Source organism: Nitrosomonas sp. Nm166 (assembly GCF_900112825.1).
GTDB lineage: Bacteria > Pseudomonadota > Gammaproteobacteria > Burkholderiales > Nitrosomonadaceae > Nitrosomonas.
Genome location: NZ_FONE01000005.1, coordinates 42,856 through 69,796, shown reverse-complemented (window position 1 = coordinate 69,796; position 26,941 = coordinate 42,856). Strand labels below are relative to the sequence as shown.

At 48.0% G+C, this 26,941-nt stretch carries 22 protein-coding genes; 11 read left to right on the top strand and 11 right to left on the bottom strand.

Annotation, left to right across the window (positions count from 1 at the left end; genetic code table 11):
- Positions 1-504: chemotaxis protein CheW (locus tag BM021_RS02605; RefSeq protein ID WP_090718565.1), on the bottom strand; the 504-nt coding region annotated here is incomplete at its 3' end.
- 320 nt (positions 505-824) lie between these two features.
- Between BM021_RS02605 and BM021_RS02600 the strand changes: the two genes are divergently transcribed.
- The gene (locus BM021_RS02600; RefSeq protein WP_090718640.1) at positions 825-1,211 is read left to right on the top strand and encodes a VOC family protein; all 387 of its coding nucleotides are present in this window, start codon (positions 825-827) and stop codon (positions 1,209-1,211) included.
- A 4-nt stretch (positions 1,212-1,215) separates the two neighbouring features.
- Here the strand turns inward: BM021_RS02600 and BM021_RS02595 are convergent, their stop codons facing one another.
- Positions 1,216-2,001: a M48 family metallopeptidase gene (locus BM021_RS02595; RefSeq protein ID WP_090718563.1), complete on the bottom strand. Its 786-nt coding sequence runs from the start codon at positions 1,999-2,001 to the stop codon at positions 1,216-1,218.
- A gap of 162 nt (positions 2,002-2,163) precedes the next feature.
- On the opposite strand from BM021_RS02595, the gene BM021_RS02590 reads away from it, so the two are divergent.
- The 4 genes from BM021_RS02590 to holA all read left to right on the top strand — a co-directional run bounded on the left by BM021_RS02590 (position 2,164) and on the right by holA (position 6,832).
- Entirely contained in the window at positions 2,164-2,370 is a 207-nt protein-coding gene (locus BM021_RS02590) for a dodecin (RefSeq protein ID WP_090718560.1), read from the top strand.
- A gap of 278 nt (positions 2,371-2,648) precedes the next feature.
- Complete coding sequence (gene leuS, locus BM021_RS02585; RefSeq protein ID WP_090718557.1) at positions 2,649-5,249, top strand: leucine--tRNA ligase; 2,601 nt, start codon at positions 2,649-2,651, stop codon at positions 5,247-5,249.
- 111 nt (positions 5,250-5,360) lie between these two features.
- Positions 5,361-5,774 carry an LPS-assembly lipoprotein LptE gene (lptE, locus tag BM021_RS02580; RefSeq protein ID WP_256207737.1) on the top strand — a complete coding sequence of 138 codons (414 nt, stop codon included), beginning with the start codon at positions 5,361-5,363 and terminating at the stop codon, positions 5,772-5,774.
- Between the two features lie 32 nt (positions 5,775-5,806).
- Positions 5,807-6,832 (top strand): DNA polymerase III subunit delta, encoded by a 1,026-nt coding sequence (gene holA, locus BM021_RS02575; protein WP_090718552.1) that lies wholly within the window; start codon positions 5,807-5,809, stop codon positions 6,830-6,832.
- 70 nt (positions 6,833-6,902) lie between these two features.
- On the opposite strand, the gene BM021_RS02570 is transcribed toward holA, so the two are convergent.
- Positions 6,903-8,435, bottom strand: coding sequence for a M14 family metallopeptidase (locus tag BM021_RS02570; protein ID WP_090718549.1), 1,533 nt, complete (start codon positions 8,433-8,435; stop codon positions 6,903-6,905).
- Positions 8,436-8,544: 109 nt separating this feature from the next.
- Here BM021_RS02570 and BM021_RS02565 point away from each other — a divergent pair, with 109 nt between their 5' ends.
- The 5 genes from BM021_RS02565 to BM021_RS02545 all read left to right on the top strand — a co-directional run bounded on the left by BM021_RS02565 (position 8,545) and on the right by BM021_RS02545 (position 12,448).
- The gene (locus tag BM021_RS02565) at positions 8,545-10,395 is read left to right on the top strand and encodes a c-type cytochrome (RefSeq protein WP_090718547.1); all 1,851 of its coding nucleotides are present in this window, start codon (positions 8,545-8,547) and stop codon (positions 10,393-10,395) included.
- A 106-nt stretch (positions 10,396-10,501) separates the two neighbouring features.
- Complete coding sequence (sugE, locus tag BM021_RS02560; RefSeq protein WP_090718544.1) at positions 10,502-10,822, top strand: quaternary ammonium compound efflux SMR transporter SugE; 321 nt, start codon at positions 10,502-10,504, stop codon at positions 10,820-10,822.
- A gap of 94 nt (positions 10,823-10,916) precedes the next feature.
- On the top strand, positions 10,917-11,381 hold the full coding sequence (locus tag BM021_RS02555) for a hypothetical protein (protein ID WP_090718542.1): 465 nt from the start codon (positions 10,917-10,919) through the stop codon (positions 11,379-11,381).
- 72 nt (positions 11,382-11,453) lie between these two features.
- The gene (locus BM021_RS02550; RefSeq protein ID WP_090718539.1) at positions 11,454-11,975 is read left to right on the top strand and encodes an O-acetyl-ADP-ribose deacetylase; all 522 of its coding nucleotides are present in this window, start codon (positions 11,454-11,456) and stop codon (positions 11,973-11,975) included.
- Between the two features lie 47 nt (positions 11,976-12,022).
- Positions 12,023-12,448: a VOC family protein gene (locus BM021_RS02545; RefSeq protein ID WP_090718536.1), complete on the top strand. Its 426-nt coding sequence runs from the start codon at positions 12,023-12,025 to the stop codon at positions 12,446-12,448.
- A 308-nt stretch (positions 12,449-12,756) separates the two neighbouring features.
- Here the strand turns inward: BM021_RS02545 and BM021_RS02540 are convergent, their stop codons facing one another.
- A complete protein-coding gene (locus tag BM021_RS02540; protein WP_143074279.1) occupies positions 12,757-13,122 on the bottom strand; it encodes an outer membrane protein assembly factor BamE in 366 nt (121 codons plus the stop codon).
- Between the two features lie 285 nt (positions 13,123-13,407).
- On the opposite strand from BM021_RS02540, the gene BM021_RS02530 reads away from it, so the two are divergent.
- Positions 13,408-13,785, top strand: a complete 378-nt coding sequence (locus tag BM021_RS02530) for a VOC family protein (protein WP_256207736.1) — start codon at positions 13,408-13,410, stop codon at positions 13,783-13,785.
- 4 nt (positions 13,786-13,789) lie between these two features.
- Here BM021_RS02530 and BM021_RS02525 read toward each other — a convergent pair whose 3' ends face one another.
- The 7 genes from BM021_RS02525 to BM021_RS02495 all read right to left on the bottom strand — a co-directional run bounded on the left by BM021_RS02525 (position 13,790) and on the right by BM021_RS02495 (position 26,922).
- Positions 13,790-15,997, bottom strand: coding sequence for a penicillin acylase family protein (locus BM021_RS02525; RefSeq protein WP_143074278.1), 2,208 nt, complete (start codon positions 15,995-15,997; stop codon positions 13,790-13,792).
- Positions 15,998-16,082: 85 nt separating this feature from the next.
- Positions 16,083-17,714 carry a fatty acid--CoA ligase gene (locus tag BM021_RS02520; RefSeq protein ID WP_090718522.1) on the bottom strand — a complete coding sequence of 544 codons (1,632 nt, stop codon included), beginning with the start codon at positions 17,712-17,714 and terminating at the stop codon, positions 16,083-16,085.
- Between the two features lie 21 nt (positions 17,715-17,735).
- Positions 17,736-20,882, bottom strand: a complete 3,147-nt coding sequence (locus tag BM021_RS02515; protein WP_090718519.1) for an efflux RND transporter permease subunit — start codon at positions 20,880-20,882, stop codon at positions 17,736-17,738.
- Positions 20,883-20,931: 49 nt separating this feature from the next.
- Complete coding sequence (locus tag BM021_RS02510; protein ID WP_090718516.1) at positions 20,932-22,209, bottom strand: efflux RND transporter periplasmic adaptor subunit; 1,278 nt, start codon at positions 22,207-22,209, stop codon at positions 20,932-20,934.
- Positions 22,196-23,563, bottom strand: coding sequence for an efflux transporter outer membrane subunit (locus BM021_RS02505; protein WP_218147800.1), 1,368 nt, complete (start codon positions 23,561-23,563; stop codon positions 22,196-22,198). Before BM021_RS02505 ends, BM021_RS02510 begins: the two co-directional genes overlap by 14 nt.
- Positions 23,564-23,631: 68 nt before the next feature.
- A complete protein-coding gene (locus BM021_RS02500) occupies positions 23,632-24,609 on the bottom strand; it encodes an alpha/beta hydrolase (protein ID WP_090718510.1) in 978 nt (325 codons plus the stop codon).
- Positions 24,610-24,663: 54 nt separating this feature from the next.
- Positions 24,664-26,922 carry a TonB-dependent siderophore receptor gene (locus tag BM021_RS02495; protein ID WP_090718508.1) on the bottom strand — a complete coding sequence of 753 codons (2,259 nt, stop codon included), beginning with the start codon at positions 26,920-26,922 and terminating at the stop codon, positions 24,664-24,666.
- Positions 26,923-26,941 lie beyond the last annotated feature (19 nt).

Genomic DNA, 26,941 nt, shown 5'->3' with positions numbered 1-26,941 from the left:
CTGATCAATCAAACCCATATCGCCACTACCCATCAGTTTCTCAATATCCATCAATATCAGCATCCGCTCATCGACTGTTCCCAATCCCACGATGTATTCAGTATCAATCACTGAGCCAAATCCCGGCGTGGGACGGATCTGGTCGGCTTCCAGACTGATGACATCCGATACCCCATCCACCACGATACCCATCACCCGTCCGGCTACATTTAAAATAATCACTACCGTAAATTGATCATAATCCGCATTACTCAGCCTGAATTTGATCCGCATATCAATAATCGGCACAATGATACCTCGCAGATTCACCACTCCTTTGATATACTCCGGAGCATTCGCAATCTGGGTAATGGAATCATAACCGCGTATCTCTTGTACCTTGAGTATCTCGATTCCATATTCTTCAACTCCCAGGCGGAAGGTCAGAAACTCATTGGCCCTACGGCTGGTCACCGCACCAGGTGGCTCAGCGGCTTTGCTTGCTGTCTGTTCCTGTAACATCATTGAGACTCCTGTACTTTTATACAAAATTCAAACCAACTAGCGCCTTATCCGCTATCTTCTCTTTTCCAAATTGACAAAAGTAATAAGCTGACTTAATGAAATGCCTTTGAAATTTATGGTCGAGATGGTTCTTGAATGGATGGCGTAATTCTAGACAGAATCCATGAAGAGAAAAGGGTTGAATAAATGGTAAAAAATGCACTATATCCGTATTAGAATAATGGATATAATTATAATAGATTGATTAAATGAAAAAAATTTATGTACAAGATAACCTGAAAATTCGTGTTATAAAGTCTTTTTTATACGAGATAAGCAAAATGACCATTCAAGGGATGAATCATTTCACTGTATTAAGTAGCAATCTGGAAAAAAGCAAGGAATTTTATATCGACATTCTTGGGCTGAAGGAAGGCTATCGACCGCCTTTTGCTTTCCCAGGCGCATGGCTTTATGCCGGGAATCAGGCAATTCTGCATATCATGGCGGGCAGATCCATGCCTATCAGTGCAGCTGGAGTAATTGATCACATGGCTTTTACTGCATCCAATTTGCAAGGTGTAATTGATACCTTAAAGCAAAGGCGCATTCCCTATAAACTACACCGCCTGAAGGGTCTGGAAAACTGGCAATTATTCTGTCATGACCCAGACGGTGCCAAAGTAGAACTGGATTTTCCGGCAGATGAACCGAAACCCAGGGAATAATCTATTATTTTACACAACTTGGATTCTTGCCTGCCGCATGAGCCTGCCGCATCATCTGCATGGCTTTTGGCATGTGTGCACGTAAGTCCTCAATACGTGTTTCATGGGATGGATGCGTTGATAAAAATTCCGGAGGCTGTCCACCTTGACTAGCCTGCGCCATTTTCTGCCATAAGGTGACGCTTTCGGAAGGGTTAAATCCCGCCTTTGCCATTAATTCAAGGCCAATCACATCGGCTTCACTTTCATGCAAGCGGCTAAACGGCATGATTAATCCGTATTGCGTACCGACACCGAGCAGGCCCAGAGCTGTTTGTCCTAAGGGTGTTTGTGGTGCAGCCACCGCCGCAATCAGTGAAATACCCATTTGCGCCCCCAGTTTCTGAGACATTCGCTCATTACTATGCCTGGCCAGCACATGGCCGACTTCATGGCCAATCACCGATGCCAATTGATGCTGATTATCCACCAGATCAACCAATCCGGTATGTACACCAATTTTGCTGCCCGGCAAGGCAAAAGCATTCAGTGACTTGTCCTCAAAAACAACTACTTCCCAATTACCACCCACTTCACGTGTAATAGCTGTTGCAATACAACGTACAAACTCGTTTTCTTGCACATTCTGACTGGTTGCTTTCTCTTCTTTCAAATTCTCAAAAGCTTGCAGCCCCATGCTATCGAGTTCGTTATCAGGCATAAAAGCTAACTGGCTTCTACCCGTTGGCGTAGTCGAACAGGTTGCTAGAAAAATCATCACCAACAAAAGCGAAATTATTCTGAGTATCATAGCAGTTCCTTAAAGTAGATTATCGAGGTCGTGTTTCATCATCAGTATGATATAAAAACAATAACTTCTTATGTCATTATCACATAAGGTTCTGGTACTGCTGATGGTTCAAAGTATGATATAACGTTTCTTTCAACAATATAAAGTAAGGAGAAGTCAAAAATGAGCGATCACATCTATAAAGTTATTGAAATTGTTGGTTCATCAACTAAAAGTAGCGATGATGCCATTCAACAGGCAATTGCAAAAGCCAGCGCAACCCTTCACAACCTGGATTGGTTTGAAGTTGTGGAAATCCGTGGAAATATTGTTGATGCCAAGGTTGCGCATTATCAAGTCATCATAAAGATCGGCTTTCGCCTGGATTAATAGGCCTAGTCAAGATTACGGTATCGCTGTAGGAATAATGCCACAAGCGATCATGTAATTGCAGTAAAACCTCAAGTGTCGAGGTAAATTTACAGTAGAACCTAGTTCTTACTGAAAGGAGTGTATTGCGTAAAAATAAAGTACGCGAAAGAAACTTTTGTAGAAAAAAAGTGATTACCTCAGGTAATACCAGCTGATCTCTGCCAGATAATAGGCACAATCCCTCCAAATACTTCACGGTATAATTAGCGCTTTTTTATAATAAAAAGCCAAACTCCATGCAAGAAAAATATCACCCCCAGGAAATCGAAAAAAACGCACAGCAATATTGGGAACAAACAGCCGCATTCAAAGCCATCGAAACTCCGAAAAAACCCAAATACTACTGTTTGTCGATGTTTCCCTATCCGTCTGGTAAGCTGCACATGGGGCATGTGCGCAATTACACCATCGGCGATGTATTGTCGCGTTATCATCGCATGCGGGGATATAACGTCCTACAACCGATGGGCTGGGATGCGTTTGGCCTGCCGGCCGAGAATGCTGCCATGCAAAACAATGTTTCCCCGGCCAAATGGACGTATGACAACATCGCGTACATGCGCAAGCAATTGAAAAGCCTGGGGCTGAGCATCGACTGGATGCGCGAGATCGCTACCTGCGACCCGAGTTATTACCATTGGAATCAGTGGCTGTTTCTGCGCATGCTGGAAAAGGGGCTAGCGTATCAAACCACTGGCACGGTCAATTGGGATCCGATTGATCAAACAGTGCTAGCGAATGAGCAGGTGATCGACGGTTGCGGCTGGCGCACTGGAGCGCCGGTGGAAAAACGTGAAATCCCGATGTACTACCTGAAAATCACCCATTATGCGGATGAATTACTGGCTGATCTGGACACACTGAGCGGCTGGCCGGAGCGAGTTAAAACTATGCAAGCCAACTGGATCGGCAAAAGCTATGGCGTTGATATCACATTTCCCGCGGACACTGAATCCGGCACCCCGCAAGATCTGAAAGTCTTTACCACCCGCGCGGATACGCTGATGGGCGCCACGTATGTGGCTGTCGCTGCCGAACATCCCGTCACCTTGCATGCTGCCCAAAACAATTCCTCACTGCATGCTTTTATCCAGGAATGCAAACTCGGCTCAGCCAAGGAAGCCGATTTGGCGACGCAGGAGAAAAAAGGTATGGATACGGGTTTATTCGTCATCCATCCACTGAATGGCCAGAAACTACCAGTATGGGTCGCTAATTATGTGTTGATAGGCTACGGCGAAGGTGCTGTCATGGCGGTTCCTGCGCATGACGAACGTGATTTCGAGTTTGCCCAGAAATATTCACTCCCGATCAAAGCGGTCATCAAACCCCTAGATGCTGAACCGAAGTTACCGTTGACACAGGCTTATACGGAACATGGCATAACGTTTGATTCCGATGAGTTTTCCGGACTGGAGTTCCAATCTGCGGTGGACGCCATCGCCGCAGCACTGCAACAAAAAAGCCTGGGCAGCAAGCGCGTGCAATACCGCCTGCGTGATTGGGGCATTTCACGCCAACGCTACTGGGGTTGTCCGATCCCGCTGATTCATTGCGCTAATTGCGGCGTGGTACCGGTGCCAGATGATCAACTGCCAGTTGTATTACCACAGGACCTCGTGCCTGATGGCTCAGGCAATCCGCTGACCAAAACGCCATCCTTTTATGAATGCACCTGCCCGAAATGCGGCAAGGCCGCGCGCCGGGAAACCGATACTATGGATACCTTCGTCGATTCATCCTGGTATTACGCCCGCTATGCTTGTCCGGACCAGCATCAGGCGATGACCGATGAGCGCGTCAATTACTGGCTTCCGGCTGATCAATACATCGGCGGCATTGAGCACGCCATTTTGCACCTACTGTATTCACGCTTCTGGAGCAAGGTAATGCGTGATCTTGGTTTGCTGGCTCTGGACGAACCGTTTACTAACCTGCTCACGCAAGGCATGGTGCTGAATGAAATTTTTTACCGCAAATCCGGCAGTGGGCGCATCACTTATTACAATCCATCGGAAGTCAGCATTCAATATGACGAACAGGGCAAACGCTGCGGCGCCATCCTGCAAGCCGACAATCAGCCGGTTGAATCGGGTGGCATCGGTACTATGTCGAAATCCAAAAATAACGGCGTTGATCCGCAAAAGCTGGTGGAAGAGTACGGTGCCGATACCGCACGCCTGTTCATGATGTTTGCCAGCCCGCCGACGCAAACCTTGGAATGGGCTGATGCCGGCGTCGATGGCGCGTACCGTTTTCTGAAACGTTTATGGAGACAGGCTTACACTCATCTCCAGCACGGTGCTATCCAGATCGATCCCGCATTGCATCAGTCATTGGCACCGGAACTCAAATCCCTACGTTGCCAGTTGCACCAGACCATCGCTAAAGTCAGCGATGACCTGGAGCGGCGCCATACTTTTAATACCGCCATCGCCGCGGTGATGGAGCTCATGAATAGCTTGGCAAAAATTCAAGATACCGATCCTGTAAGCCACAACCTGATGCAGGAAGCACTGGAAAATATCGTATTATTGCTCTCGCCGATCGTTCCACATATTTGCCATGCACTGTGGCGCGAACTCAAGCCGGGTACTGAACTTTTTGACCAGCCCTGGCCACAGGCAGACAACGCTGCCATGGTGCAGGATCAAATTAAACTGATCGTGCAAGTCAATGGTAAATTGCGCGGACAAATCGATATCGCTAAAGATGCCGGGAAAGATGGCATTGAAAGCGCCGCTCTAGCGAATGAGCATGTGCAGAAATTTGTTGAAGGGCAAGTGATCAAAAAAATCATTGTTGTGCCCGGCAGGTTAGTTAACATTGTCATATAAACTATTTGTTTCCATTCGATCATGAAACTGAATAAACACAGAATCCTCATCCTGCTGATCTTGGTGCTGCTGTCAGCCTGTGGCTTTAAACTGCGCGGGCAGATTTCCTCATTGCCATTTAAATCGCTGTATATCTCCGCACCTGAGGGACATACTATCGGCATGGATCTGGAACGTGCGGTAGGTACTTCCTCCACCACCAAGGTGGTTGCTAATCCGGAAAATGCCGAAGCAATGCTGGAAATCACCAGTGCCGTCAGTGAACGGGCTATTCTTTCCCTGTCCGGAGGCGGCCGGGTGCGTGACTTTAATTTGATTTACCGTGTCGTGTATCGCCTTGTCGATAAACAAGGTGCTGAAATCGTCCCGAACACTGAAATCTCTTTAACGCGCATTCTTCCCTTCCTCGATGCGCAAATCCTGGCCAAAGAAGCAGAGGAGAGGTTGCTGTACAAAGATATGCAGGCAGATGCCATCCAGCAGATCATGTGGCGCTTGTCTGCGATCAAAGCACCGTCTGAATAATTTTTAATTCTCTTATCGCGTCATTCGTTGGCATGCGGATAACACTCGAACAACTCCCCCAACATCTGCAAAAACAAACTGCTCCGTTCTACACGCTATTAGGTAACGAACTATTGCTTGTTCTGGAAGCCGCCGATTTAATCCGCATCCATGCACGCCAGCAAGGTTACACCGAGCGTAAATTATTTACCGTTGATCAGCACTTCGACTGGTCAGACCTGTTGAATTCAGGCAGTAATCTATCCCTCTTTGGTGATCGTAAAATCCTGGATATCCGCATTCCCTCCGGCAAGCCCGGCAAGGAAGGCGGCAAAGCTATAGAAGCTTATTGCAACGCCTTGCCGCCTGACACCGTAACACTCATCACCCTGCCCTGGATAGATAAACAGGGGCGTGCTACTAAGTGGTTCAAAATCTTAGAAAATACTAGCGTCCTGATCCCAGTTTACACTATTGAGCACGACCAGTTACCCACTTGGATTGGGCATCGCCTCGCCAGGCAGAACCAAAAAACCGATTCCGCTACGCTACAATTTTTGGCTGATCAGGTGGAAGGCAATTTGCTCGCCGCGCATCAGGAAATACAAAAACTCGCACTGCTCTACCCCAGTGGCAACCTGACATTTGATCAAGTAAAAGATGTGGTTCTGAATGTCGCACGTTATGATGTCTATCAATTATCAGACGCCATGCTTTCAGCCAACGCCACCCGCTACACCCGCATCCTGACCGGATTACAAGGCGAAGGCACCGCCCCACTGCTGATTCTTGCCACACTGACCGAGCAAATCCGCCAATTGATCATCATCCGCACAGGCCTTGATAGTGGGCACTCCCCTGCACAATTACTACAGACAGCTAGAATCTGGGGTGACCGCCAAAAATCAACCATCTCTGCAGCCAGACGCATCAGCCTGCAATCGCTGACGCAAGGATTATCCGCCGCCGCAATAATAGACCGGATCATTAAAGGCGTTGCGAAAGGTGACGTCTGGGATGAATTATTGCAGCTGGGCTTGCGTTTTACTCAGCCTTCGAATCATTCTCAGCTGTCTTAGTGCCACGCAATTTTATTTGAATTCGAATAGCACAGGATACTATTGTGCTCAAGCAGCATAGCAAACTTGTTCACGGCTGACTAACCACAACAGTCTTGAAAGTGTGATAGATGAAAAATTCCTCTTCCGGTACTACCAGCTTCGCGAATTCTGGATAACGGAAGATACTACTGGTCGAACGGGGATCAAGCAATAAAGCTGCCTGGCGACCATTGGATTGAGCCAGATCGATGAATAAATCGCCAGGTTTGACACTAATCGATTTGCGGATCTCCGCCAGCAATTCGGCCCGCTCGACGATATTACTACGCCCTTTGACGTGAATTGCGATCACCTCCGCAGTGATCGATTGCAGCACACGCCAGTGATTCACGTGATGGCGCTCGAGCACTGGGCGGATAACATCTTGATGATGGGTAATGACCAGCATTGGCGGATAAGCCACTTCATCTGCATTTACTTGTTTGCGGTGATCACGAAATTCGAGCTTCTCGAGTTCCCGAGTATCGAGTCGGCGCATTGGAATCCATACTTTCGGGTTATCGCGGTCGACTTCAAAGCCTGCAAATAAAATCAATGGCTCACTGTGCAACATTGCGCGAGCAGCAGCAGTTTGGGCGCGAATCTCAGTACGTCGTTCATGCACCAGGCTGAGAAACGATCGAATGCATAGCAGCTGGCGCCCCACCCGTACTGCAATATTTCGATAGGTCGGGAACGTATCTTCACGCGAATCAAGCTTGGTTTCAACCAGCATCGACAATGCACCGGTCATGCCCGCAGTATTTCGGAAATTGCGCAATGTCAGGCCACCGTTCGTAATCGGTTGCTTGATGCTGACGATTTCTCCAAGATAACGATGTGCCGTTAAACCATCAGCCGACACTCGTGCAGTAAGCGCGGGTAGAAACGTGTTGAGTGCATAATCGCGCAACGCAGCCGGTACCGCCGGGTTGTTACTGATTTCAAACTGTGCATCAAAATCCGTCAGATAGCCATCCTTGGCGAGCGTTTCACGCTTCAGTACGGCCGATTCATGAGAATCCAGCAGGGCGTCTGGTGCATAACGGTCAACTGCTTTTTTCAACAGGCGTGTTTCCGGTTGCGACAGCAGTACGAAATCGGTATTAATATTGACCCCATTAGCGTTTGATCGCCGCATGAGGTCCCGTCCATCGGGATTCGCATTCGGTAGCAGAATCACATCAAGATGATCGAGTAATGGTCGCAAATCGCCTGTCAGCAGCCCACGCGCAATCACTAACAATGCCTCACCTCCCGCAGGTTCTGCCGCACCATGCAGCGAACCGATTACCATTACTTTGAGGCGCTGTGTTGCACCCTCGGCATGCGGTGCCGTTAACCGTATTACTTCAATCGGACGCCCTTGAACACTATCACCGATTAACTCCACGCGCGCAAGTGTCGGATGACGATCGGCAAGCGCATGCATGAAAGCGCTTATCTCAGCGGATGTGCTGATTCGTGTGTAATGCGCTGTTTCGAGAGGTGTAGCCAATGGCGTAGCGACATCTGTCGTTGCATGGAGCGCAGTGGCCGCACCTGCGATGAAAATAAAAACAAGCGTATATAAAAGTTTCATCACGACGAAAATTCCGTTAAATTGTCGCCAAAAGTTCTCGTTAGATCTACTTATCAATTGAAATTTCTCATACTATGACTTATCGCTAACTGATACCGGGCACTTTATCATGAAGATTCGAATTTCAGCCATCATTATTCCCTTGCTTGCCACTATCCTCGTAGCCTGTAGCTTCTATCTTGGCATCACCCTCATAGCCGGTAATGTTTATCCGCTGAAAGCGCCCCCACCTCCTGCTTTTGTCAACCAAGTACCGGACAATTGGTTGCAGGCGCAAACCAAAAAATCTCAGCAGAAAACTGACTATATTCAGTCTCATCAAACGGCTTACGACTGGTTTGCCAATTTTGCTTTCAGTGAAGCCGATGGTATTCCTTATATTGCATTCAAGTTATTGCCAAAGCTGGCACCGGAACTCTGGGGCAGCGAAGAAAACTTTCTCGACACTGTGGGTTTGTTTATTGATGAGCGACAGAAAACTTACCCGATTGCGCGTGGAGTTGGTTTTAGTGGCTTGTCCCGGGCTGAGGCACAAGGAAACATCGACTATGCTTCCTTTACCTGCGGTGCCTGTCATATCGGACGTGTGCGGCTGGAAAATGGTCAGATAGATTACTTGGACGGCGGAGTGAATACCACATTCAACATTGTGCAGTTCCGCGTCAAACTGTATCAAACCTTGCAAAAAACTTATGCGGGTGAAACCGGTAACAGCAAGTACAAGTTATTAACGCAAGAATTGCTGAGTGCACTGGACGCAGCGCATCAACAAAACCCGAATTACTTCTATAACAATTTTCAATTTGCCGGCAGAAACTTTGATGCTGACTACGAAGCCGCGCAAATCGCATTGTTCAAGAAAAACGCTGAACAAACGATCAAGCGGTTCGCACAACGCGCCGAAGCCGAATATGAGGGTTTTGGCGCGTTGATCGCAAAGAACTATCAGGGGCTTGAATCTGTCATGCTGGCCGGTTTTCCCGGCATGGCTGATGCCACCGGCTTGAGTGCGATCAATGGCTATATCAGTCTGCACAACATTCCCATCGTTAAATGGTTTGCCAGCATCACCCTACCCCCGGAACCGGGCATTACCGATTTTATGTCGGTGTGGGAGCAGGATAAACGCCGTGCGAGTTGGGATGAAAAACATAAAAGGCTCATTAATGGTGGCGGTCAATGGAACGGCAACGTACCCATGCCGATATACCGTAATCTGATTGCCATGCTGACCTTAGGCTTAGAAAAAACCGATGTGCGCGTAGCCGCCTTTGCTGAAGAATTGCTGAATGACTTGCCCGCCACCCCTTATCCTTTTGATGTCGATATCGAACTGGCAAAACAGGGGCAAGCACTATTTGCCGAGCATTGCGCAGACTGCCATCAACCCAAAAACGGCAAAGTGTACGACAATCTGGGTACCAGCCTAAAACGAGCTTACGTGGTGGGCCCACTGCTCAACTATGCTGCGCGCAAAGAACTGCATGAAAACTGCTCGCCGGATACGACAATCCAGCTCTACGGCAAAGATATCAAGCCTTGCGCTGAATTTGATGGTGTTCCGCTAACCTATAAAAAAGATCTGCTGATGTCGCCCAACGACGAACACCATGGCTACAATGCCCGCCCGCTGAGCGGCGTGTGGGCGCAAGCACCGTATCTGCACAATGGCACCGTGCCGACTGTTTATCACCTGTTAGTACCGGATGAACGCCCGGCCAACTTTATCAAAAGCCGACTCGATTACGACCAGAAATACCTTGGGTTTTCCTGGAATCCGCAACAAGCAACCAGTCAGAGTCAGAATGAGGGTTACCTGTTCCAGACCAACGCGATCCCAGCTTTGAGCAACAAAGGCCACGACAAGGATATCGTGGAAGGCAGCAAAACTTACCGCCTCAACTGGTCTGGCGACAAACAGGGTGCTTTTGCGATTATTGAATATTTAAAGACTTTATGATTTCATGTCGGTAACAGAAAGTATCCAGTCACAGGAAGTGAGGACGACCTCATCGCTCCAATATTGATAGGGGACGACCCCATAACTCGGAAGGAAGGAAAAGCATATGGCTTGGGTAATTCTTGTGACCGCAGGGTTATTTGAAGTGGTTTGGGCTATCGGACTGAAGTACACGGAAGGCTTTACGCGATTGTGGCCTACGCTTGGGACAATACTCGCGATCATCATTAGCCTTTGGCTATTGGGCATTGCAATGAAATCACTTCCGGTCGGGACCGCCTATAGTATCTGGGTGGGAGTAGGCGCAGTCGGCACGGTAATCCTTGGGATCGTGCTATTTGATGAGCCTGCAAATGCTGCACGTTTAGTCAGCATTGCGCTCATCATCGCTGGCGTCATTGGACTCAAACTGGCAACGCCAGACTAGCAATGTTATTAACACAGACAATGGAGTGTACTGCCAAATATGAGATCCAGAAGCTAAGCAGCAAGTAGGTTTGACTAGATTAGATGGAGGTTATATGAGAGCTTATCAATTGTTACAAGCAGCATCTGTAGTGGGCGGAACTCTGATGACTTGCAGTGTATCCCTCGCTGACAATTGCTCTGGCCATGATGTGCTGGTGAACCGATTTACTGAAGCAACAGAAGTCGCCAACGGTCACACCTTAACTACGATGATCGACTATAGTGTCGTTACTAGCGACGATTACCGAATTGTCGATGCAACAACCGGCGAATGCGCCGCCACTATGCTCACATTTCCGGATGGAAATACAAAGGTTTCAGGCCACTGCGTTCGCAGAGACAAGGATGGCGATAGTTACAGCGTAGAATTCTCATCAGTTCCAGGTACCGCGGGGACCGCTTGGAAGGTTATTGCAGGCACCGGAAAGTTCACAGGTAACGCCAGTTCAGGACGGGCACAAAGTGTCGTGCATGATGGCAAAATCATCTTGGTTAAATGGACAGGTACCTGTAAATAATTATAAAAATAAGTATTTGGAATCACCAGTGCCTGTGAGAAAGACTGATAAAGAAGACAAGAAGGCCTAACGATGACAACAAGACTTTATGCCATGTGTGGCGATATCACGATGCTGGAAACGGAAGCAATCGTGAATGCTGCTAATTCATCATTGCTCGGTGGTGGTGGCGTTGATGGTGCTATTCATCGGGCTGCTGGTCCAGAGCTGTTACAGGAATGCAGGTTACTTGGCGGTTGTAAAACTGGCGATGCCAAGATTACAAAAGGTTACCATTTAAAAGCAAAGTATATTATTCATACAGTAGGCCCTGTTTGGCATGGAGGAAAAAGCAGTGAGCCAGAACAACTTGCTTCCTGCTATCGACGCAGCCTCGAAATTGCCGTCGCCAGCGGCATAGATTCTATTGCGTTTCCATGTATCAGTACCGGTGCTTATGGTTATCCGGCTGAATCTGCTGCAGAAATAGCGGTCAAAACCGTGCGCCAGTTTGTTGCAGCTGAGACTCCGCTCAAGGAAGTGATATTTTGTTGTTTTTCTGAGCAAGACCTTCAGTTATATCAACGGGTACTGAATGAACCGGCGGCCAAATGAAAATTTTGACCAGAAATACAAATTAATCCTAAATTCAAGGGATTAGCATGACAAAAGCATTGATTCAACCTTACTTGATGTTCGGCGGGCGCTGCAAAGAAGCGCTTGAATTTTATCGCACCGCGCTTGGCGCACAAATTGACATGCTGATGCGTTATAAAGACAGCCCGGAACCACCGCCGCCAGGCATGCTGCCGCCGGGATTTGAAAACAAGGTGATGCACGCAAGCTTCCGTATCGGCGACAACATCCTGATGGCCTCAGACGGCTGCGAGAAAGGCCAGCATTTCAGCGGTTTCTCGCTTTCAATCTCAGTTGCTACGGAAGTCGAGGCAGACCAGTTTTTCACCGCATTATCCGATGGTGGACAAGTAGAAATGCCCTTAGCCAAAACATTCTGGTCACCGCGCTTCGGTATGCTCACCGATCGTTTTGGCATCAGCTGGATGATCAACGTCGTGGCAGCAGAATGATGTAACCGTTGATGAATCCACCGGGATATGGTCATCAGAGGATGGCTATATTCGCTGGTATTTATTTAAAAAATTTATTCGTGATTATCTGGGCCACAACAAATCCCGCTACCAGTGCAATCACTGAATAAAAAACAAGTTCTATCATCTCAGTCATTGGATGTCCTATATTTCTTACTTAAATCAAACCCGATTTAATTCTCTGCTGGGTTCAATTCTCCGCTCCTTGGGGCGAAAGCTGGTTGAAAACCAGCAGATTGAAAAGCGCAGTTAATACCCCGCTGCTTGCGGCGGGGTGCTTTATTCTTTTATTCAGAAGACCAATGCTTCAGCATTCCATCCTTATCAAAGAACAGATAAATTCCATTTCCAATACCAAGAAAATCGGATCCCGTCACTAAATTATCTGATCCAAAAGTAATATACTCCCACGTGTCTCCACTCGGGCTTCTGCGTGTCCCAAAGCACCATTTACAGGGCAGCCCCCAAGAAGCAATGACTTGTTCTTTTGTCATGCCAACCATGAGCTCTCTGTAATCGACTGCCTTGCGTATTTCTTCCGTGGTACTGGCATCAGATAATACCGCTTGCCTGATTCTATATTCTCTCACCGATCCACATCCGTTCAGCAATATGATGGCTGCTATTAAGACAATAGAGAGTTTGTTATTCATAAAAGGAAACATCTACAGAATGACCAAATTTAATGCACAACCTGATAAGGATTGCTTGTATATCCCATCATACTTTACTTTTCGGATAAATAACAACGCACTATTTCTGAATAGTTCAGCCTTGCTTGCTTTTGATATTGATTAATATGATCATAATAGAAAAGGAAGTCTAATTATTTCAGTCTCGGATTCGGCTTACTTCTAAAGATTTAAATGAACATTTTTTTCTTCAGTATTTTTTTAAATGCTTAAGAAATTTTTCGCCAGATACTCTTCGAAGGAAAAATGATGACTATTACACTTAATCACACCATCGTACCCTGCTTTAATAATGTGGAATCTGCAAAATTTTATTGCAGGCTGTTTGGTTTTGAATATGCCGGCGAGTTTTCACATTTCGTGGTCGTACGGGTAAATGATACCCTGAGTCTGGATTTTGACAATCGAGAAAAATTTGACTCAAATCACTACGCATTTAAGGTTTCGGAGCAGGAATTTGATGAGATATTCGAACGAATACAGATCGAGAATATTAAATATGGCAGCGGCCCTGGCGAAGCCGATAATATGTCTATCAATCACAATTTTGGCGGCCGTGGGGTTTATTTTCGTGATCCGAATGGACATTTACTGGAAATGCTTACGGCTGATTATGTGTTGTAGTAGTTCAGATTTGATCTGAACTACTACTGTAAGGTACCAAGACCTCACGCATTGCCACATTCGACTCAATCTCATCCAATGTACGCCAGGCGGGACGGAGCTGCTGCTTGGCGGCCAGACGCAATTGGTCGCCTATCTCAAAAACGCTGTTCTGAGTGGCATTACCATAGGTTGTGAGCACCTGAGCACGAACAGGCTGCGAGAATTCAACCAGCGCGATATAAGTATCACCAGAGAATGACTTAAGTTTGCCATCTTCATCCGGCTCATAAACAATTTCACGAAAAACGCCTAGTACAGTGCCGGCACCGTTACCAGGCAAATCAATCTTGCCGCGGCGCAGGCGGGCAATATCGCCCCACGCCACATCGAGTGCACCTTCAGTTGCCTGCAACTTACCGGCAGCATCATGCAGGGCCAGTAGCGCCAGCGGTACATCCGCCAAGCCATGCGGCGTAGTCAGTGGCTGGGCCGGGTCAAAAGGTTGAGCATAGAAAAGACCACCGACAAGCTGACCATAGGTAAAATTGTTATCGGTATCAGCATCGGCGGCTTTGGCAATTGTTCTTTCCAGCCATTTCTCGAACCAGATACCGAAAAGCCATGCTCCCTGGCTTGCTGCCAGATATTGACGGTCCCAGCGATCCAGCACATCGGCAGCCTGCTGCAGCAACTGGTCGCCACTCCCGCGCGCAGCAGCAACTAACTCATCGAGCAACTGATCAGCAACCAGTGCGCGTGTCGAATGTTTGGCAGCAATCAATTCCGCGTAACTCATCTGCTTATGGGCGTTCAGCATCTGTAATCCGCGCAGCTCGCGATTATTGGTCACATCAGCCGCGATGTTAGGAGAGTAATGGCTTTTGTCGAGGAAAGGCATCGTCATGTACCAGGGTGCGCCATTGGCATTCTGTACCCAACCACTGGCAGGATCAATCGATTTGGGCAAATCCGCATAGGAATGCGTCTCGCTCCAGATCAGACTCGAATCATCTCCAGGAACAGGTGCTCGCCAGAATATTACATCGCCCGTAGTCCGCACGGGAATAATGCCATTGAAGGCAAGCATAATATGCTTGTCAGCATCCGCATAAATCACATTGAATAAGGGCAGATGCTGACCTCGCAGCACATCCTCAAATTCTTTCAGGTTACGCGCATGCCCCATTTCCCACCACTGCCGGTTCATACCGGCCAGCAATGACGTTTCCAATAAGGCAAAGCGCACCGCCAGAATCTGGTCATCTGTCTCGATTACTGGTCCCTGTTTGGACCGGCGGATGAATAAAGATTCGCTTGTCATGCTGCCGTCCTGCTGGCGGATTTGAATAACTTCGATAGTGACATTAAAAGGTTGTGCCAACCCATCTAGCAAATAACCATCATCCAGCGTAGCGCCTGCCCGCTTCAGTTGATAGAGATCACAACCATCCATCGTATTGACAGTATGCGTCCAACCCAGGTGATCGTTAAAAGCAATCTGTAAAACAGGAGAACCCACCAGTGCTGTACCATAAAGATTAACATTCGGCAGCAGAAAGTGTGACTCATAGAACATCTCTAGTCCATGCCAACTCAGATGTGGGTTGGCAAGTAACATGGCATTACCGCTGGCTGAATAAGTAGGGCCTAGCGCCCAGCCATTCGAAGCAACCGGCTGGTCAAAAAAGTCAAAACCCGGCAATACCGCACTGCATTCAGAAGTACCGGCGATAAAAACGGTCATCACACGCGTCGTATGCGCGATGACATCTTGCGGCGTCACCGGCAATACAGCTTTGACCATATCGGAAATGGTCTCCGGATGTTGGCGGGCGAAATCATTGATGCCGGCAGCAAATGCGTCCAGATTGGCGCGGAAGGCAGCATCTTGTTCCATATACCACTTCTCGGCCAAACCAGGAATACCCAGCATCCGCACAGACCGATCCGCGGGCAGGTAACTTTCACCAAAAATCTCTGCACCGCGCCCACGTGCTACGGCATAAAGTTTGAGTAATAAATCTGCATGGCTTCGCATCTGCGCCCAGCCAAAAGCATAGAAGGCATCGCTGTCTTTCTGGACAACAATATGCGGAATGCCCCAGGTATCCCACAAAATTTCCGTACCGTCATGGACCTGTGCAGGTGGCTGGACGGGCTGGCAGGCACTCAGCAACAGAGCTGTCAATAGCACACACCGGAATGAGTGCAGTATGAGTCGGATTTTCATATTGATTTCCTCAATTGAAACTAATTGTCTGATGATGTGATGAAATTCAGCTAAACACAGTAAAAAAATTGGAATCGCAAACTGCTTAATGTCCAACAGAGTGCTCAACACGCAAAGCTTTTTTATCGATTTTGCCTACGCTCGTTTTGGCAATGACATCAACCTGCTTGAATTGCGTCAGCAATGCATGTTTTGAAATCGATCCCTGCTCGATGAATGCACGCAGTTGCTGATAGGCAATTGATTCATTGAACAAATTGTTATCCACGATTAGCAACGCCAGCGGGCATTCTCCCCAGCGTTTATCAGGCATGCCGATCACGGCAACTTCCTTGACACCGGTAACCAGTGCCAAGGCATTCTCCAATTCCAATGATGACACCCATTCGCCGGCGACTTTGATGACATCTTTCAAACGATCGGTAATGCGCAGATAGCCATCCTGCTGAATGACACCGATATCCTGCGTATGCAAGTAATTACCGTGCCAGAGTGCTGCGCTGGCCTCCGGATTATCGAGATAACCCTGCGTCAGCCAAGGCGCACGCACAACGATTTCACCACTGCTTCGTCCGTCATGCGCTTGCGGTTGCATCGCATCATCAACGATTTGCAAATCCACCAGTGGTATTGCACGTCCGGCACAGCATAAGTCAGCCAGCGCATCATCCGTAATTGGGTCTTGCATGCCACGACTGATATTCAATTGCGCAAGCGTCAATATGGGTGCAGTTTCTGATAAGCCGTAGCCAGCGAAACAATCGACTCCCATTTCTAGCGCTTGTTTGGCGAGTGCTTGCGGTAATGCCGACCCACCCACAACCACTTTCCATCCACGAAGATCCACACCTGATGTCTGTGCTGCAGTCAGTATCATTTTCAATAAAGTAGGCACGCAATGCGAGCAAGTAACATGCTCTTCACGGATCAATTTCAGCAACATATCGGGCGCGTAACGCCCAGGATAGACCTGCTTTACTCCAAGCAATGTAGCGATATAGGGAATACCCCAGGCATGCACATGGAACATCGGCGTCAACGGCATGTAAACATCTTCGCTGTGAAATCGCTGCCGAGCTGCCGGTGCCATTAATGCCATACCTGCTGCAAGCGTGTGCAGCACCAATTGCCGATGGGTGTAGTAAACCCCTTTGGGCGCGCCGGTGGTGCCGGTAGTATAAAACATCGTCGCTCGGGTATTCTCATCAAAATCCGCAAAATTCAAACCATCTGTTTGATCCGCCAACCAGGATTCGTACTCATCGTCAAACTGCAGCGTAGTTTGCGGCAGCACTGCCTCCGCCGATGTTCCATCCGTCAGCAAGATAAGCTTTCGTATGCCCGGCAACTGCGTGCGGATACTTTCTATGACCGGGATGAAGTCCGCATGCAGCAGTAACATCGAAGCGTGTGAGTGATTCAAGGTATAGGCAATCTGTGCCGGTGTCAGTTTCGTGTTGACCGTCATCAGAGTCGCACCGTACATCGGTATGGCAAAGTAGCATTCGAGATAACGATGGCTGTCGTGATCCATAACGGCGATCACGTCACCTTGCCGGCAACCACCAGCTGCCAGGGCAGCGCCGAAGCGACCAATGCGAGCATATACCTGGCGATAACTCAGGCGCAATTGATCACGATAAATGATCTCTTGATCGGATGCATTCGCCAAAGGCGTATGCCAGAGTTGTTTCAATAGTAGTGGATACAATGTCATTTTCTCTAATGAGTGAAAGGTTCAACCAAAGTGCTTCTCCCCTGCGCTAACCAGTAATTTCTGACTGGATATTTCCTTCAATATCACACAACTGATCGGCACCAACAGCAAAGTGATCAACGTCGCAAATAAAATACCAAACGCAAGCGTAATCGCCATCGGTAGAATTTTCTCAGCATGCGAACTCTGCTCAAATAGCAGGGGTAATAAGCCAATAAAGGTAGTGGCGGTAGTCAGAAATATGGCTCGAAAACGGGCTTTACCGGCTGATAGCACCGCATCAGCCATGGGTGTACCTTTTTGCACAGCTTCATTGATTTTGGCCACCAATATCAAGCTATCATTAATCACAATTCCTCCCACAGCGAACAATCCCAAATAGGATTCCAGCGTGAGCGGAATGCCCCATAACAGATGTCCCACTACAGAGCCAATGAAACCAAACGGGATAGCCGACATAATGAGTAATGGCTGGGTATACGAACGTAACGGAATAGCCAGTAACGCATAGATTGCCAGCATCGCCAGCGCACCGTAGCTCCATAAAGCAGTCATGGCCTTCTCTTGTTTCTGTCTGGCTTGACCAGGTTCAATCCTGAGGCCGGGATATTGCTTCTCCAGTTCAGGAATCACATGAGCACGCAACTCGGCAAGAATAACTTCAGCATTTGCCTCATCTTTATAAACCTCGGCACTGATTAACTGAATACGCTCACGACCCTGCCGGGTAATCACGGAAAACCCCGCCGCATATTCGGTTTCAGCTACATTAGCAAAAGGAGTAGTGCCGCCGCCGGGAAGCCTGATCGGCATATGGTATAGATCATCCAGAGAACGGCGATGCTCGGCAGGAAAACGCAGCATCACCCTGACTTCATTCCGATCTTGAAAAAAACGTTGTACCTCCAGACCTCCAAAACTATGGCTCACCTGCTCTGTCAAGCTTTGCATCGTTAGTCCATGGAATGCTGCTTCAGGTTTAAGTTTGAGGCGCAATTCCGGTTTACCTGTCTTCATAGAACTGCTAATACTGTGCACGCCGGCATATGATGCCAGCTTGTTTTTAAGCACTTCTCCCGCAGCACTTTGTTGGGCAGGATCCGATGCAATCAGCTTCAATTCAATCGGCTTCGCCCCTTGGCTCGCTGGCATACCGAGGTTCTGCGGCCAGAAGCTCTGGAAAGATATGGTAAAACCAGGTGGTGCTTCGCCAAAACGCTCTTGCCAGCGCTTCTTAATTTCATCCACCCGGGCGCGAATGCGTTCATCAAAGGCTGTCTCAATAAAAACCAGGCTTTCAAGTTCTTCAATGATAATAAGGATATACCGGAAGCTATCGTGCAGCTTCTCATCGGGCGAACCTACACCGAGTTCAGTGTTCAGCTCTCCTCGAATCTCATCAGCGATATATTTCAGCTGCATGACCACCTGTTCAGTCTCAACAAATGGAGTGCCGGCTGGATATTCCAGTTTCCCAATCAAATAATAATCATTGACGGGTGCTTCCAACGTACTTGGCACGCGACCAGACTCCACGAGCGCTCCTGTTATCATCAGCATCACAATAAATCCGGCCAGGGTGATATAGCGCAAATGCAGCAATTTTTGCAGCGTTGGCTGATAGATATGGTTAATAAGCCATTGCAACTTCGCATCTATCCGTTTTTGGATGGCATCAATTGCAGAGGACCAGGCATTTTTATTTGCGGTTGAGGTAAAATCAACAGCCAAATGAGAGGGTAAAATCAGCAGTGCTTCTAGCATGGAAAACACCAGCGTCACAATAATGACCATGGAAACGTTGTACATCAGATTGCCACTCAGTCCCGGCAAAAAAAGCCCGGGGATAAAAGCAATCATCGTGGATAACACCATCATTACCACCAGGGGTGTGACTTCCAACGTTCCGCTGATCGCACCCGCCAAGCCCACTCGTCCTTGCTGCTGATGGGTATAAATATTCTCACCTACAATAATGGCATCATCCGCCAGCACCCCCAGAATTAAAATAAGCGCAGAAATGGAATATGCATTCAAAGAAATCCCCAGCATCGGCATCATCCAGAATGCACCGGCCAGCGAGATTAAAATACCGCTACTCACCCACAAGGCTAAATAGAATCGCAAAGTAAACACCAATATCAGAAAAACCAGAATGAAACCTGATATCGCGTCTTCTATCAGCATATTCATGTATTCATTATATTTGACCGACCAATCTTCCCAGGTAAAGATGTCGACACCTTCCGGCAATTCCGGACGAAATTCTTCGATGACCTGATTAACCGCTTCCACTGTCGCTTTAATTTGATTCTTAGGCAACACATAAACCGTTACGAAACGCTTGCCATCAATATTCATTGCTGCATCTCGTTCGCCGATGGTTTCACGAATCTGCGCAATATCTCCCAGCAACAAACGTGTACCTTGATACGCAGGCCGCAATTCAATGGCCGCAAAATCAGCAACCGTCATTGCCTGATTCTTATTTCTCAGGAGAATGCTGCCATCGATTTTTTTCAATTCACCTGCTGGCAAATTTTTTGAGGCATTTTGAATAGCGGCTGAGACTTCTTCAAAACTGAGTGCGTAGCGACGTAAATCCGATTCAGTGATTTCAATCGACATTTCATAGGGATCCTGCGGCCAATAATAAACCATGCCAATGTCAGGATGCTTGCTCAACCGAGTCCGTAATTGATCGCGTAGGCGCAGCAAAATTACCACATCAATTTCTCCACGCACGGATACATTGACTGCTTGTGTACCCGTCTTGACTTCTTCGATCTTTAATCCTTCGATTGTTTTTGGAAACGTCGGAATGGCATCGATTTTAGCCTGGACAGCAGTTTGGAAACGTGCCGCTGACCCAACTGCCGGATCAAACTCAACAAAAAGCTCACATTTTCCTTGCATAGCAAACGAGTTAATATTCTTGATACCTTCCAACAGGTAGATAGCTTCTTCGATCGGAATGCAGAGCGCCTGCTCCACTTCGCTGGGACCCGCATTCGGATAGAGGATGTCAATTTCTAATTGATTCTGTGGTGCGGGAGGAAGCGTATAGCGATTGACCATCGATAATCCCAGCGCACCACCTGCAATAATGAGTATCATCAATAAGTTGGCAGCAATTGGGTTTTTGGCAAACCAAATAATCAGTTTCATACAATGACCTGCGTACCCATAGATGATTCTTTGGCCATTTTCCCTCCACTCATGGAATTAGATCTTTCGCCGCAGGAGAATTAGATTCTATCGGAGTGACCACCAATCCTTCGATAGGATGAAGCAGGCCAGAGACCAGTATGCGCTCGTTCGCTTGCAAACCGGCTTTGATAATGATTTGTTCGCGCTCCCTTTTTAACACTTCCACATTACGAAAGCGCACCCGGTTTTCCTCATCAATTACTACCACGCGATTATTCGAAAATAGTGCACTCGCTGGCAAAATGACTAAATTATCAAGCCAGCGCCCCTCAATGCTGGCTTCTACATACAAGCCCAGCGGTAAAACGGCCGTGGCTGACTGGGCGCCGGATAATTCTGGTTTCTTGGCAGCCAGACCAAATGGGTCAGGAATTTGGGCAACCACCATCACCATGCCGGTTTCTTTGTCAACAATACCTTCACTGCGCACAATATGACCTGACCACGCCTGCTGCTGGCCTTGGTAATTGGCAGTGAGTCTCACCAGCGCTCCACGTGCGGGTTGAGTACGATTGGGCAATTCCGGAAAATCGACAAAGGCCAGTTCCTGAGTGCTCAAGGGTAAACGAATTTCTGCCAAATCACTGTTGTAAATGACCCCCAAAATGGCACCTTCGCTGAGATATTGCCCCATACCTACTTCCTTGCTGCGTACCCGGCCATCAAAAGGCGCACGAATGTCGGTACGTTGACGCAGTAATTTGGCATTCTTCAACTCTTCCTGTTCAGCTGCCAACTTGGCTTTCTTTTCCTTGAGTTGGGGAATCCTCAGACTCAATGGATTAGGATCTCCCTGCCCCAAATGCCGCCATTCATCGCGTGCCTGCTCGGCTTCCGCTTCTTCGCGTGTCAGTTGATATTGAGCCTCCATCACCCGGGCCTGGGCTTGTGCCACGCGCAGATCGTATTCCGCCGGATCAATCGAAACCAGCAAATCCCCTTTCTTGAAAAAGCCGCCACTGACAAAAGCAGGCGATATCTTGATGATATTGCCTGCCACGCCGGTGACCAAGTCTATTTCCGTTTGCGCCGCGACACGCCCTTGAGATCGCACATCCATGCGTAATCGCTCGGGCTTTACCTGTAAAACCTGAACCGGTGTTGGCGGTTTAACCGTATCTTCCTGCTGATCGGTTTGCGGCGGAAAGCTGACAATAGCGACAACAGCCAAACCTCCTACAATCGCAATGATGAGTGCGATAAGTAATTGCCGACGCACTTTCATAATGATAGAACGATTGAATTCAGAGAGATTAATGGCATCAACGGCATCACACGTCTCCACCCAGTGCCAGGTAAAGATTGATGCGATTGCTGAGCAATTGCCGGGTAACCGATAGGTGGGCCGTCTGAGCGTTGAGCGTACTGCGATAACTATCCAACAAGGTAATGATTTCAATCAAACCATGACGATAGGAATAAACTGCCAGCTTCTGGCTGGATTCGGTTTGTTCGACGGCCTTGCGCAAAGACGCCTCTTGCTGCCGTAACCATTCCTCGGCTGCCAGGGCTTGCTCCACTTCCCGGAATGCATTCAGTGCGGTATTTTTGTAAATATTCAGCGTCTCTTCCGCGCGTGCGCGGTTGCGAAAAATTTCGCCCTCGATACGCCAGCCGGTAAACAAAGGTTGCATCAATCCGGCAAAAACATTCCAGGCCGCGGCTCGAGGATCGATCAGCTCCGTCAGATCGGCGCTGCGTGTACCGCCAGCAGCGGTCAGAGTAATACGCGGCAGACGCAATTTTTCCGAACTGACTGTGCGAAGATCGGCAGCCTGCAGGCGGCTAAACACTGCGACCAGATCCGGCCTGCGCTCCAGCAGCTCGGCAGGTAATCCGGCAGGAATAGTGGCAGGCAACTGCGGCAGTGTGGTTAACCCCATTTCTTCTCCTGCCGGATAATGTCCCAGTAAAATCTCCAGGCGCCGGGTCACCATTTGAATTCTGTTGCTCGTCTGTTTGAGTTGTGCTTGCGCATTTGCCAGATCGGTGAGCGCCAGACGCAAATCCAGGCCACGTACTAAACCACGTTGAAAGCGCCCGCGCACCAGCTTGGCGATAACAGTGCGATCTTTGATCGACTGCTCAACTACTGCTGCTTGCAGCTTTGCTTCCACCAACTCGAAATAGCTCTGTGCCACTCGCGCGGCCAAGGATAGTCGTGCGCCATAATAGTCAGTGTTGGTTGCATCCGCTTCCTGCACCGCAGCTTGCTGAAAATCGCGTATCCGCCCCCAGACATCTACTTCCCAGCTCATACCAAACAACGCTTCGAACACGCTGAATCTTGATGAACCGAAACCCGCTTCGCGGATCTGAACTTGTTGATGGTCCGCAGTAAAGAAAATCTGCGGCCAGCGACCCGATCCATCAATACGCGCCTGCGCGATCGCTGCATCAACCCTTGCCGCCGCCGCTTTGAGTTCATAATTATTAGCCAGCGCAATGTCAACCAGGGCGCTGAGTTGAGCATCGCCAAAAGTCTCCACCCACTGCGTCGGTATGGGTTGACTGAAATCCTTGCCTTCTTCACCCCACTGATTCGGTATCGCCGCACCCACTTCCTGAATATGCCGCTGAGGCAGCATATTACATCCTGCCAGAATAATCAGCACTATCCAAATAAAAATCCTACTCACCCGGATCCATCCACTTCCAATATGACACCTAATCATCAATAACAGCCTAAGAACATAGGATCGCTATGCTAATTCATATTCTGATTGGGGTAAAACGTCTTAGCGAGTGCATGGGCGATATCTTTACGCACTTGATCGGCTTCACTGACGATGTTCCCCAGGCGGGCAAAATCGTGCGTCATGCCAGGATAGATCTTAACCAAGGTAGAAACACCAGCAGCTTTCAATTTATCAGCATACAGAATTCCTTCGTCCAACAAAGGATCGTATTCAGCCAGAGCCAGGAATGCTGGCGCAAGATGACCTAGATTATTCGCTTGCAGCGGCGCAAAACGCCAGTCCACTCGATCGGTTTCAGCGAAAAGATAGTTATTAAACATCCATTGCAGTGTCTCCGCTTCAAGTAAATAGCCTTGCTTAAGGCGCTGATGCGATGCAGTATCTTGCCAGGCGCTGGTACAAGGATACAGCAATACCTGATAGGCTGGCTGTGGCCATTTCTCCTGCTGTGCTGCGATCGCCAGGCCAGTTGCCAATGTCCCGCCCGCACTATCCCCTCCTACTGCCAGACGGGTGACATCCAGATTGTACGCAGTGCCGCTTGACAGCACCCATTGATAGGCGTCTTGAGCATCATGTACAGCAGTTGGAAATCGATATTCAGGCGCTAGCCGATAAGCTACATTCAACACGCAGCAGGGCGTCAGCGCTGCCAGTGACCGACATAATGAATCATGAGAATCAAGACCGCCAATACAATATCCTCCACCATGAAAATAAAGCAATACCGGGAAAGGCCCCGGTTTTCCGATAAACTCAGTCGGCGAATAAAGCCGCGCATTGATCAATTGCCCATCCCGGCAGGCAATATCAAGGGTAGTAACGCTTCCAACCGCTGGGCCGGGAACATCCAGTATCTGTGTGGAGGCATCGTATTCTATCCGCGCCTTTTCAGGCGACAACATATGCATCAATGGTGTTTCTCCGCTTATTGTCCTTGCCTCAACAAGTTCGAGAAACGCTGCCAGATCCGCATCAAGTGACATCAAATGTTCTCCATAAGAATTAGACTGATATAAAAAATAAACTTACGCAACATACTAGAATCTGAACGTCATGGTACCTATCACTGTGCGCTCCGTTCCAAGAAAGTGTCTGCCAAAGAAAGTAGAAGCAATATATTTGTTATCAAATATATTGCTGGAATTGATTGTAAATAACATGGGGCCTTTTTCGTAACGAAGTGTTGCGTCAAATAAGGTAAATGACGGCGTCGAACTTGTATTTTCCTGATCATCAAAAACCTTACCCACATAACGAACACCGCCTCCCAACCCAAACCCCCGCAACCAGTCAATGCCTAATGCTCCAAAGGAATAATCCAGCCAACCGGATGCCATGGTAGTTGGTACTTGTACAGGCATCTTTCCTTTGAAATCAGTATCTTTTATATTTTTCACATCCAGATAAGTAAAGGAACCGATCGCATTCAAACCAGGCAATACTTCTGTACGTGCTTCCAGTTCAACGCCACGTGATCTTACCTCACCTGTCTGCATAAGACGAAAACCCGTTTCATCATTGGGATCCCGCGTCAACACATTTGTTTTGGTCAGATCAAAAAATGCCACAGTGTACAAGCTTCTTCCATTCACCGGCTGATACTTGATACCCGCTTCATACTGTGAACCGCGTGTAGGGTCAAAAGGCTTCCCATCACTGCTAATGCCCGGTTGCGGCAAGAAGGATTGCGAGTAACTAAAATAAGGAGCAATGCCATTTGAGAAAAGATAGGTCAAACCAGCCCGACCGGTAAATGCACTATCCTTGGTTTTTATGGATGCGACATTCAGGAGATCATTATCCTTAGAGTGAATTCTGTCATAACGCCCGCTCAAGGTCAGAATCCAATTTTCCTTATAACGCAGTTGATCTTGAATGTAAAAACCGAGCTGGTCAATTCTCTGATTCAGATTCATTCCCAATACATCGGGCCTGGGGATTGGTTGAGAATACACTGGATTCAAGATGTCAATGGAAGGAGGAATAAAGCCGCTGGCATATCCCTGAAAGTATTTCAGCGCTAGATTGGTCTGATTCCAGTCAGCACCTAACAACATGGTATGGTTAACCGGACCGGTATTCAGCTTTGCCTGCAAGTGGGTATCGAGTACTATTTGATTCAGCCGCTCATTGGTGGCATATGCGTCACGGTCTGCCAGCGTGGGTTGATCAATTGAATTGAATCCGGTCGTAAACAGATCCTGGAAACGCCCCCTTTGCTGGGCATAACGAAAATTCTGCCTCACGGTAAAGATTTCGTTGAAATGATGCTCAATCTGATAGCTGAATGACGCTTGGTTAGCTGCGTATCGGGTGAATTTCGGATCACTTTGCAGTACATTGGTACGAGTGCCATCGGGGGCAGCAATATAGAACGGTGATGCCCCACTGCGATTATTGAGTATATCTCCCATCAATGTAATGGTTGTATCAACGGTAGGTCGCCAGGTTATCGATGGTGCAATATAAAAACGTTCAATCCCTGCCCGTTCACCGCCCGTATTGGGGAATCTGACCTGCGTATCGGTATCAAGCGCCGTCGTAACCAATCGAAACATAATTGTTCCGTCTTTACTTACAACACCTAAATCAGCCGAAATTCTTTTGCGATCGAAATTGCCATATTGAAATTCGATTTCCCGAATCGGGGTGGCGCTCGGACGCTTGGTTACACGATTGACAATACCCCCTGCATCACCACGCCCAAATAACACTGAAGACGGACCACGCAATACATCAATTCGCTCCAACCCATAGGGGTCTGTTATAAACTGGGTAAAAAAACCGACTGCCGAATTACTCAAACCATCCCGGAAATTTGCGGTATTCAGGCCGCTAAAACCCCGCAGCAATAGATATTCAAACCCGCGCCCTTCAAACCCGAATTGATCCACGGTAACACCTGGCACATAACGTAATGCCTCAGTAAAATTTTGTACGCTTCGCATGTCCATTTCACGACGCGTAACAACAGAAATGGATTGCGGTATCTCAATAATCGGCGTATCGGTTTTGGTTGCGGTCATGCTGCGCTTGGCGACATTTCCCACGACTTCTTCGGATGCCTTATCTTTAACGGTTACCGTAGGAAAAACCGGAGGGTTTGATTTATCTGATTCTATCTTGCTTGCTTCTGCAGTATCCTGAGTTTGCTGGGTTTTTGATTCAACAGGCTTGTTTACACCATGTTGCTGCGACTGCGCATGGCTATTAAAAATAAACAATGGTAGAGCAGATAACAGCATTAAATGTTTTAGTTGATTTTTTTGCTTATGGCTTTTTTTATATAACTTCATGATTTAAATAAATCTTCTT

Excerpts from the sequence above, each read along its gene's own strand:
- BM021_RS02600 (WP_090718640.1), top strand. The coding sequence starts at position 825 with ATGACCATTCAAGGGATGAATCATTTCACTGTATTAAGTAGCAATCTG.
- BM021_RS02595 (WP_090718563.1), bottom strand. The coding sequence starts at position 2,001 with ATGATACTCAGAATAATTTCGCTTTTGTTGGTGATGATTTTTCTAGCA.
- BM021_RS02590 (WP_090718560.1), top strand. The coding sequence starts at position 2,164 with ATGAGCGATCACATCTATAAAGTTATTGAAATTGTTGGTTCATCAACT.
- leuS (WP_090718557.1), top strand. The coding sequence starts at position 2,649 with ATGCAAGAAAAATATCACCCCCAGGAAATCGAAAAAAACGCACAGCAA.
- holA (WP_090718552.1), top strand. The coding sequence starts at position 5,807 with ATGCGGATAACACTCGAACAACTCCCCCAACATCTGCAAAAACAAACT.
- BM021_RS02570 (WP_090718549.1), bottom strand. The coding sequence starts at position 8,435 with ATGAAACTTTTATATACGCTTGTTTTTATTTTCATCGCAGGTGCGGCC.
- BM021_RS02565 (WP_090718547.1), top strand. The coding sequence starts at position 8,545 with ATGAAGATTCGAATTTCAGCCATCATTATTCCCTTGCTTGCCACTATC.
- sugE (WP_090718544.1), top strand. The coding sequence starts at position 10,502 with ATGGCTTGGGTAATTCTTGTGACCGCAGGGTTATTTGAAGTGGTTTGG.
- BM021_RS02555 (WP_090718542.1), top strand. The coding sequence starts at position 10,917 with ATGAGAGCTTATCAATTGTTACAAGCAGCATCTGTAGTGGGCGGAACT.
- BM021_RS02550 (WP_090718539.1), top strand. The coding sequence starts at position 11,454 with ATGACAACAAGACTTTATGCCATGTGTGGCGATATCACGATGCTGGAA.
- BM021_RS02545 (WP_090718536.1), top strand. The coding sequence starts at position 12,023 with ATGACAAAAGCATTGATTCAACCTTACTTGATGTTCGGCGGGCGCTGC.
- BM021_RS02540 (WP_143074279.1), bottom strand. The coding sequence starts at position 13,122 with ATGAATAACAAACTCTCTATTGTCTTAATAGCAGCCATCATATTGCTG.
- BM021_RS02530 (WP_256207736.1), top strand. The coding sequence starts at position 13,408 with ATGATGACTATTACACTTAATCACACCATCGTACCCTGCTTTAATAAT.
- BM021_RS02525 (WP_143074278.1), bottom strand. The coding sequence starts at position 15,997 with ATGAAAATCCGACTCATACTGCACTCATTCCGGTGTGTGCTATTGACA.
- BM021_RS02520 (WP_090718522.1), bottom strand. The coding sequence starts at position 17,714 with ATGACATTGTATCCACTACTATTGAAACAACTCTGGCATACGCCTTTG.
- BM021_RS02515 (WP_090718519.1), bottom strand. The coding sequence starts at position 20,882 with ATGAAACTGATTATTTGGTTTGCCAAAAACCCAATTGCTGCCAACTTA.
- BM021_RS02500 (WP_090718510.1), bottom strand. The coding sequence starts at position 24,609 with ATGTCACTTGATGCGGATCTGGCAGCGTTTCTCGAACTTGTTGAGGCA.
- BM021_RS02495 (WP_090718508.1), bottom strand. The coding sequence starts at position 26,922 with ATGAAGTTATATAAAAAAAGCCATAAGCAAAAAAATCAACTAAAACAT.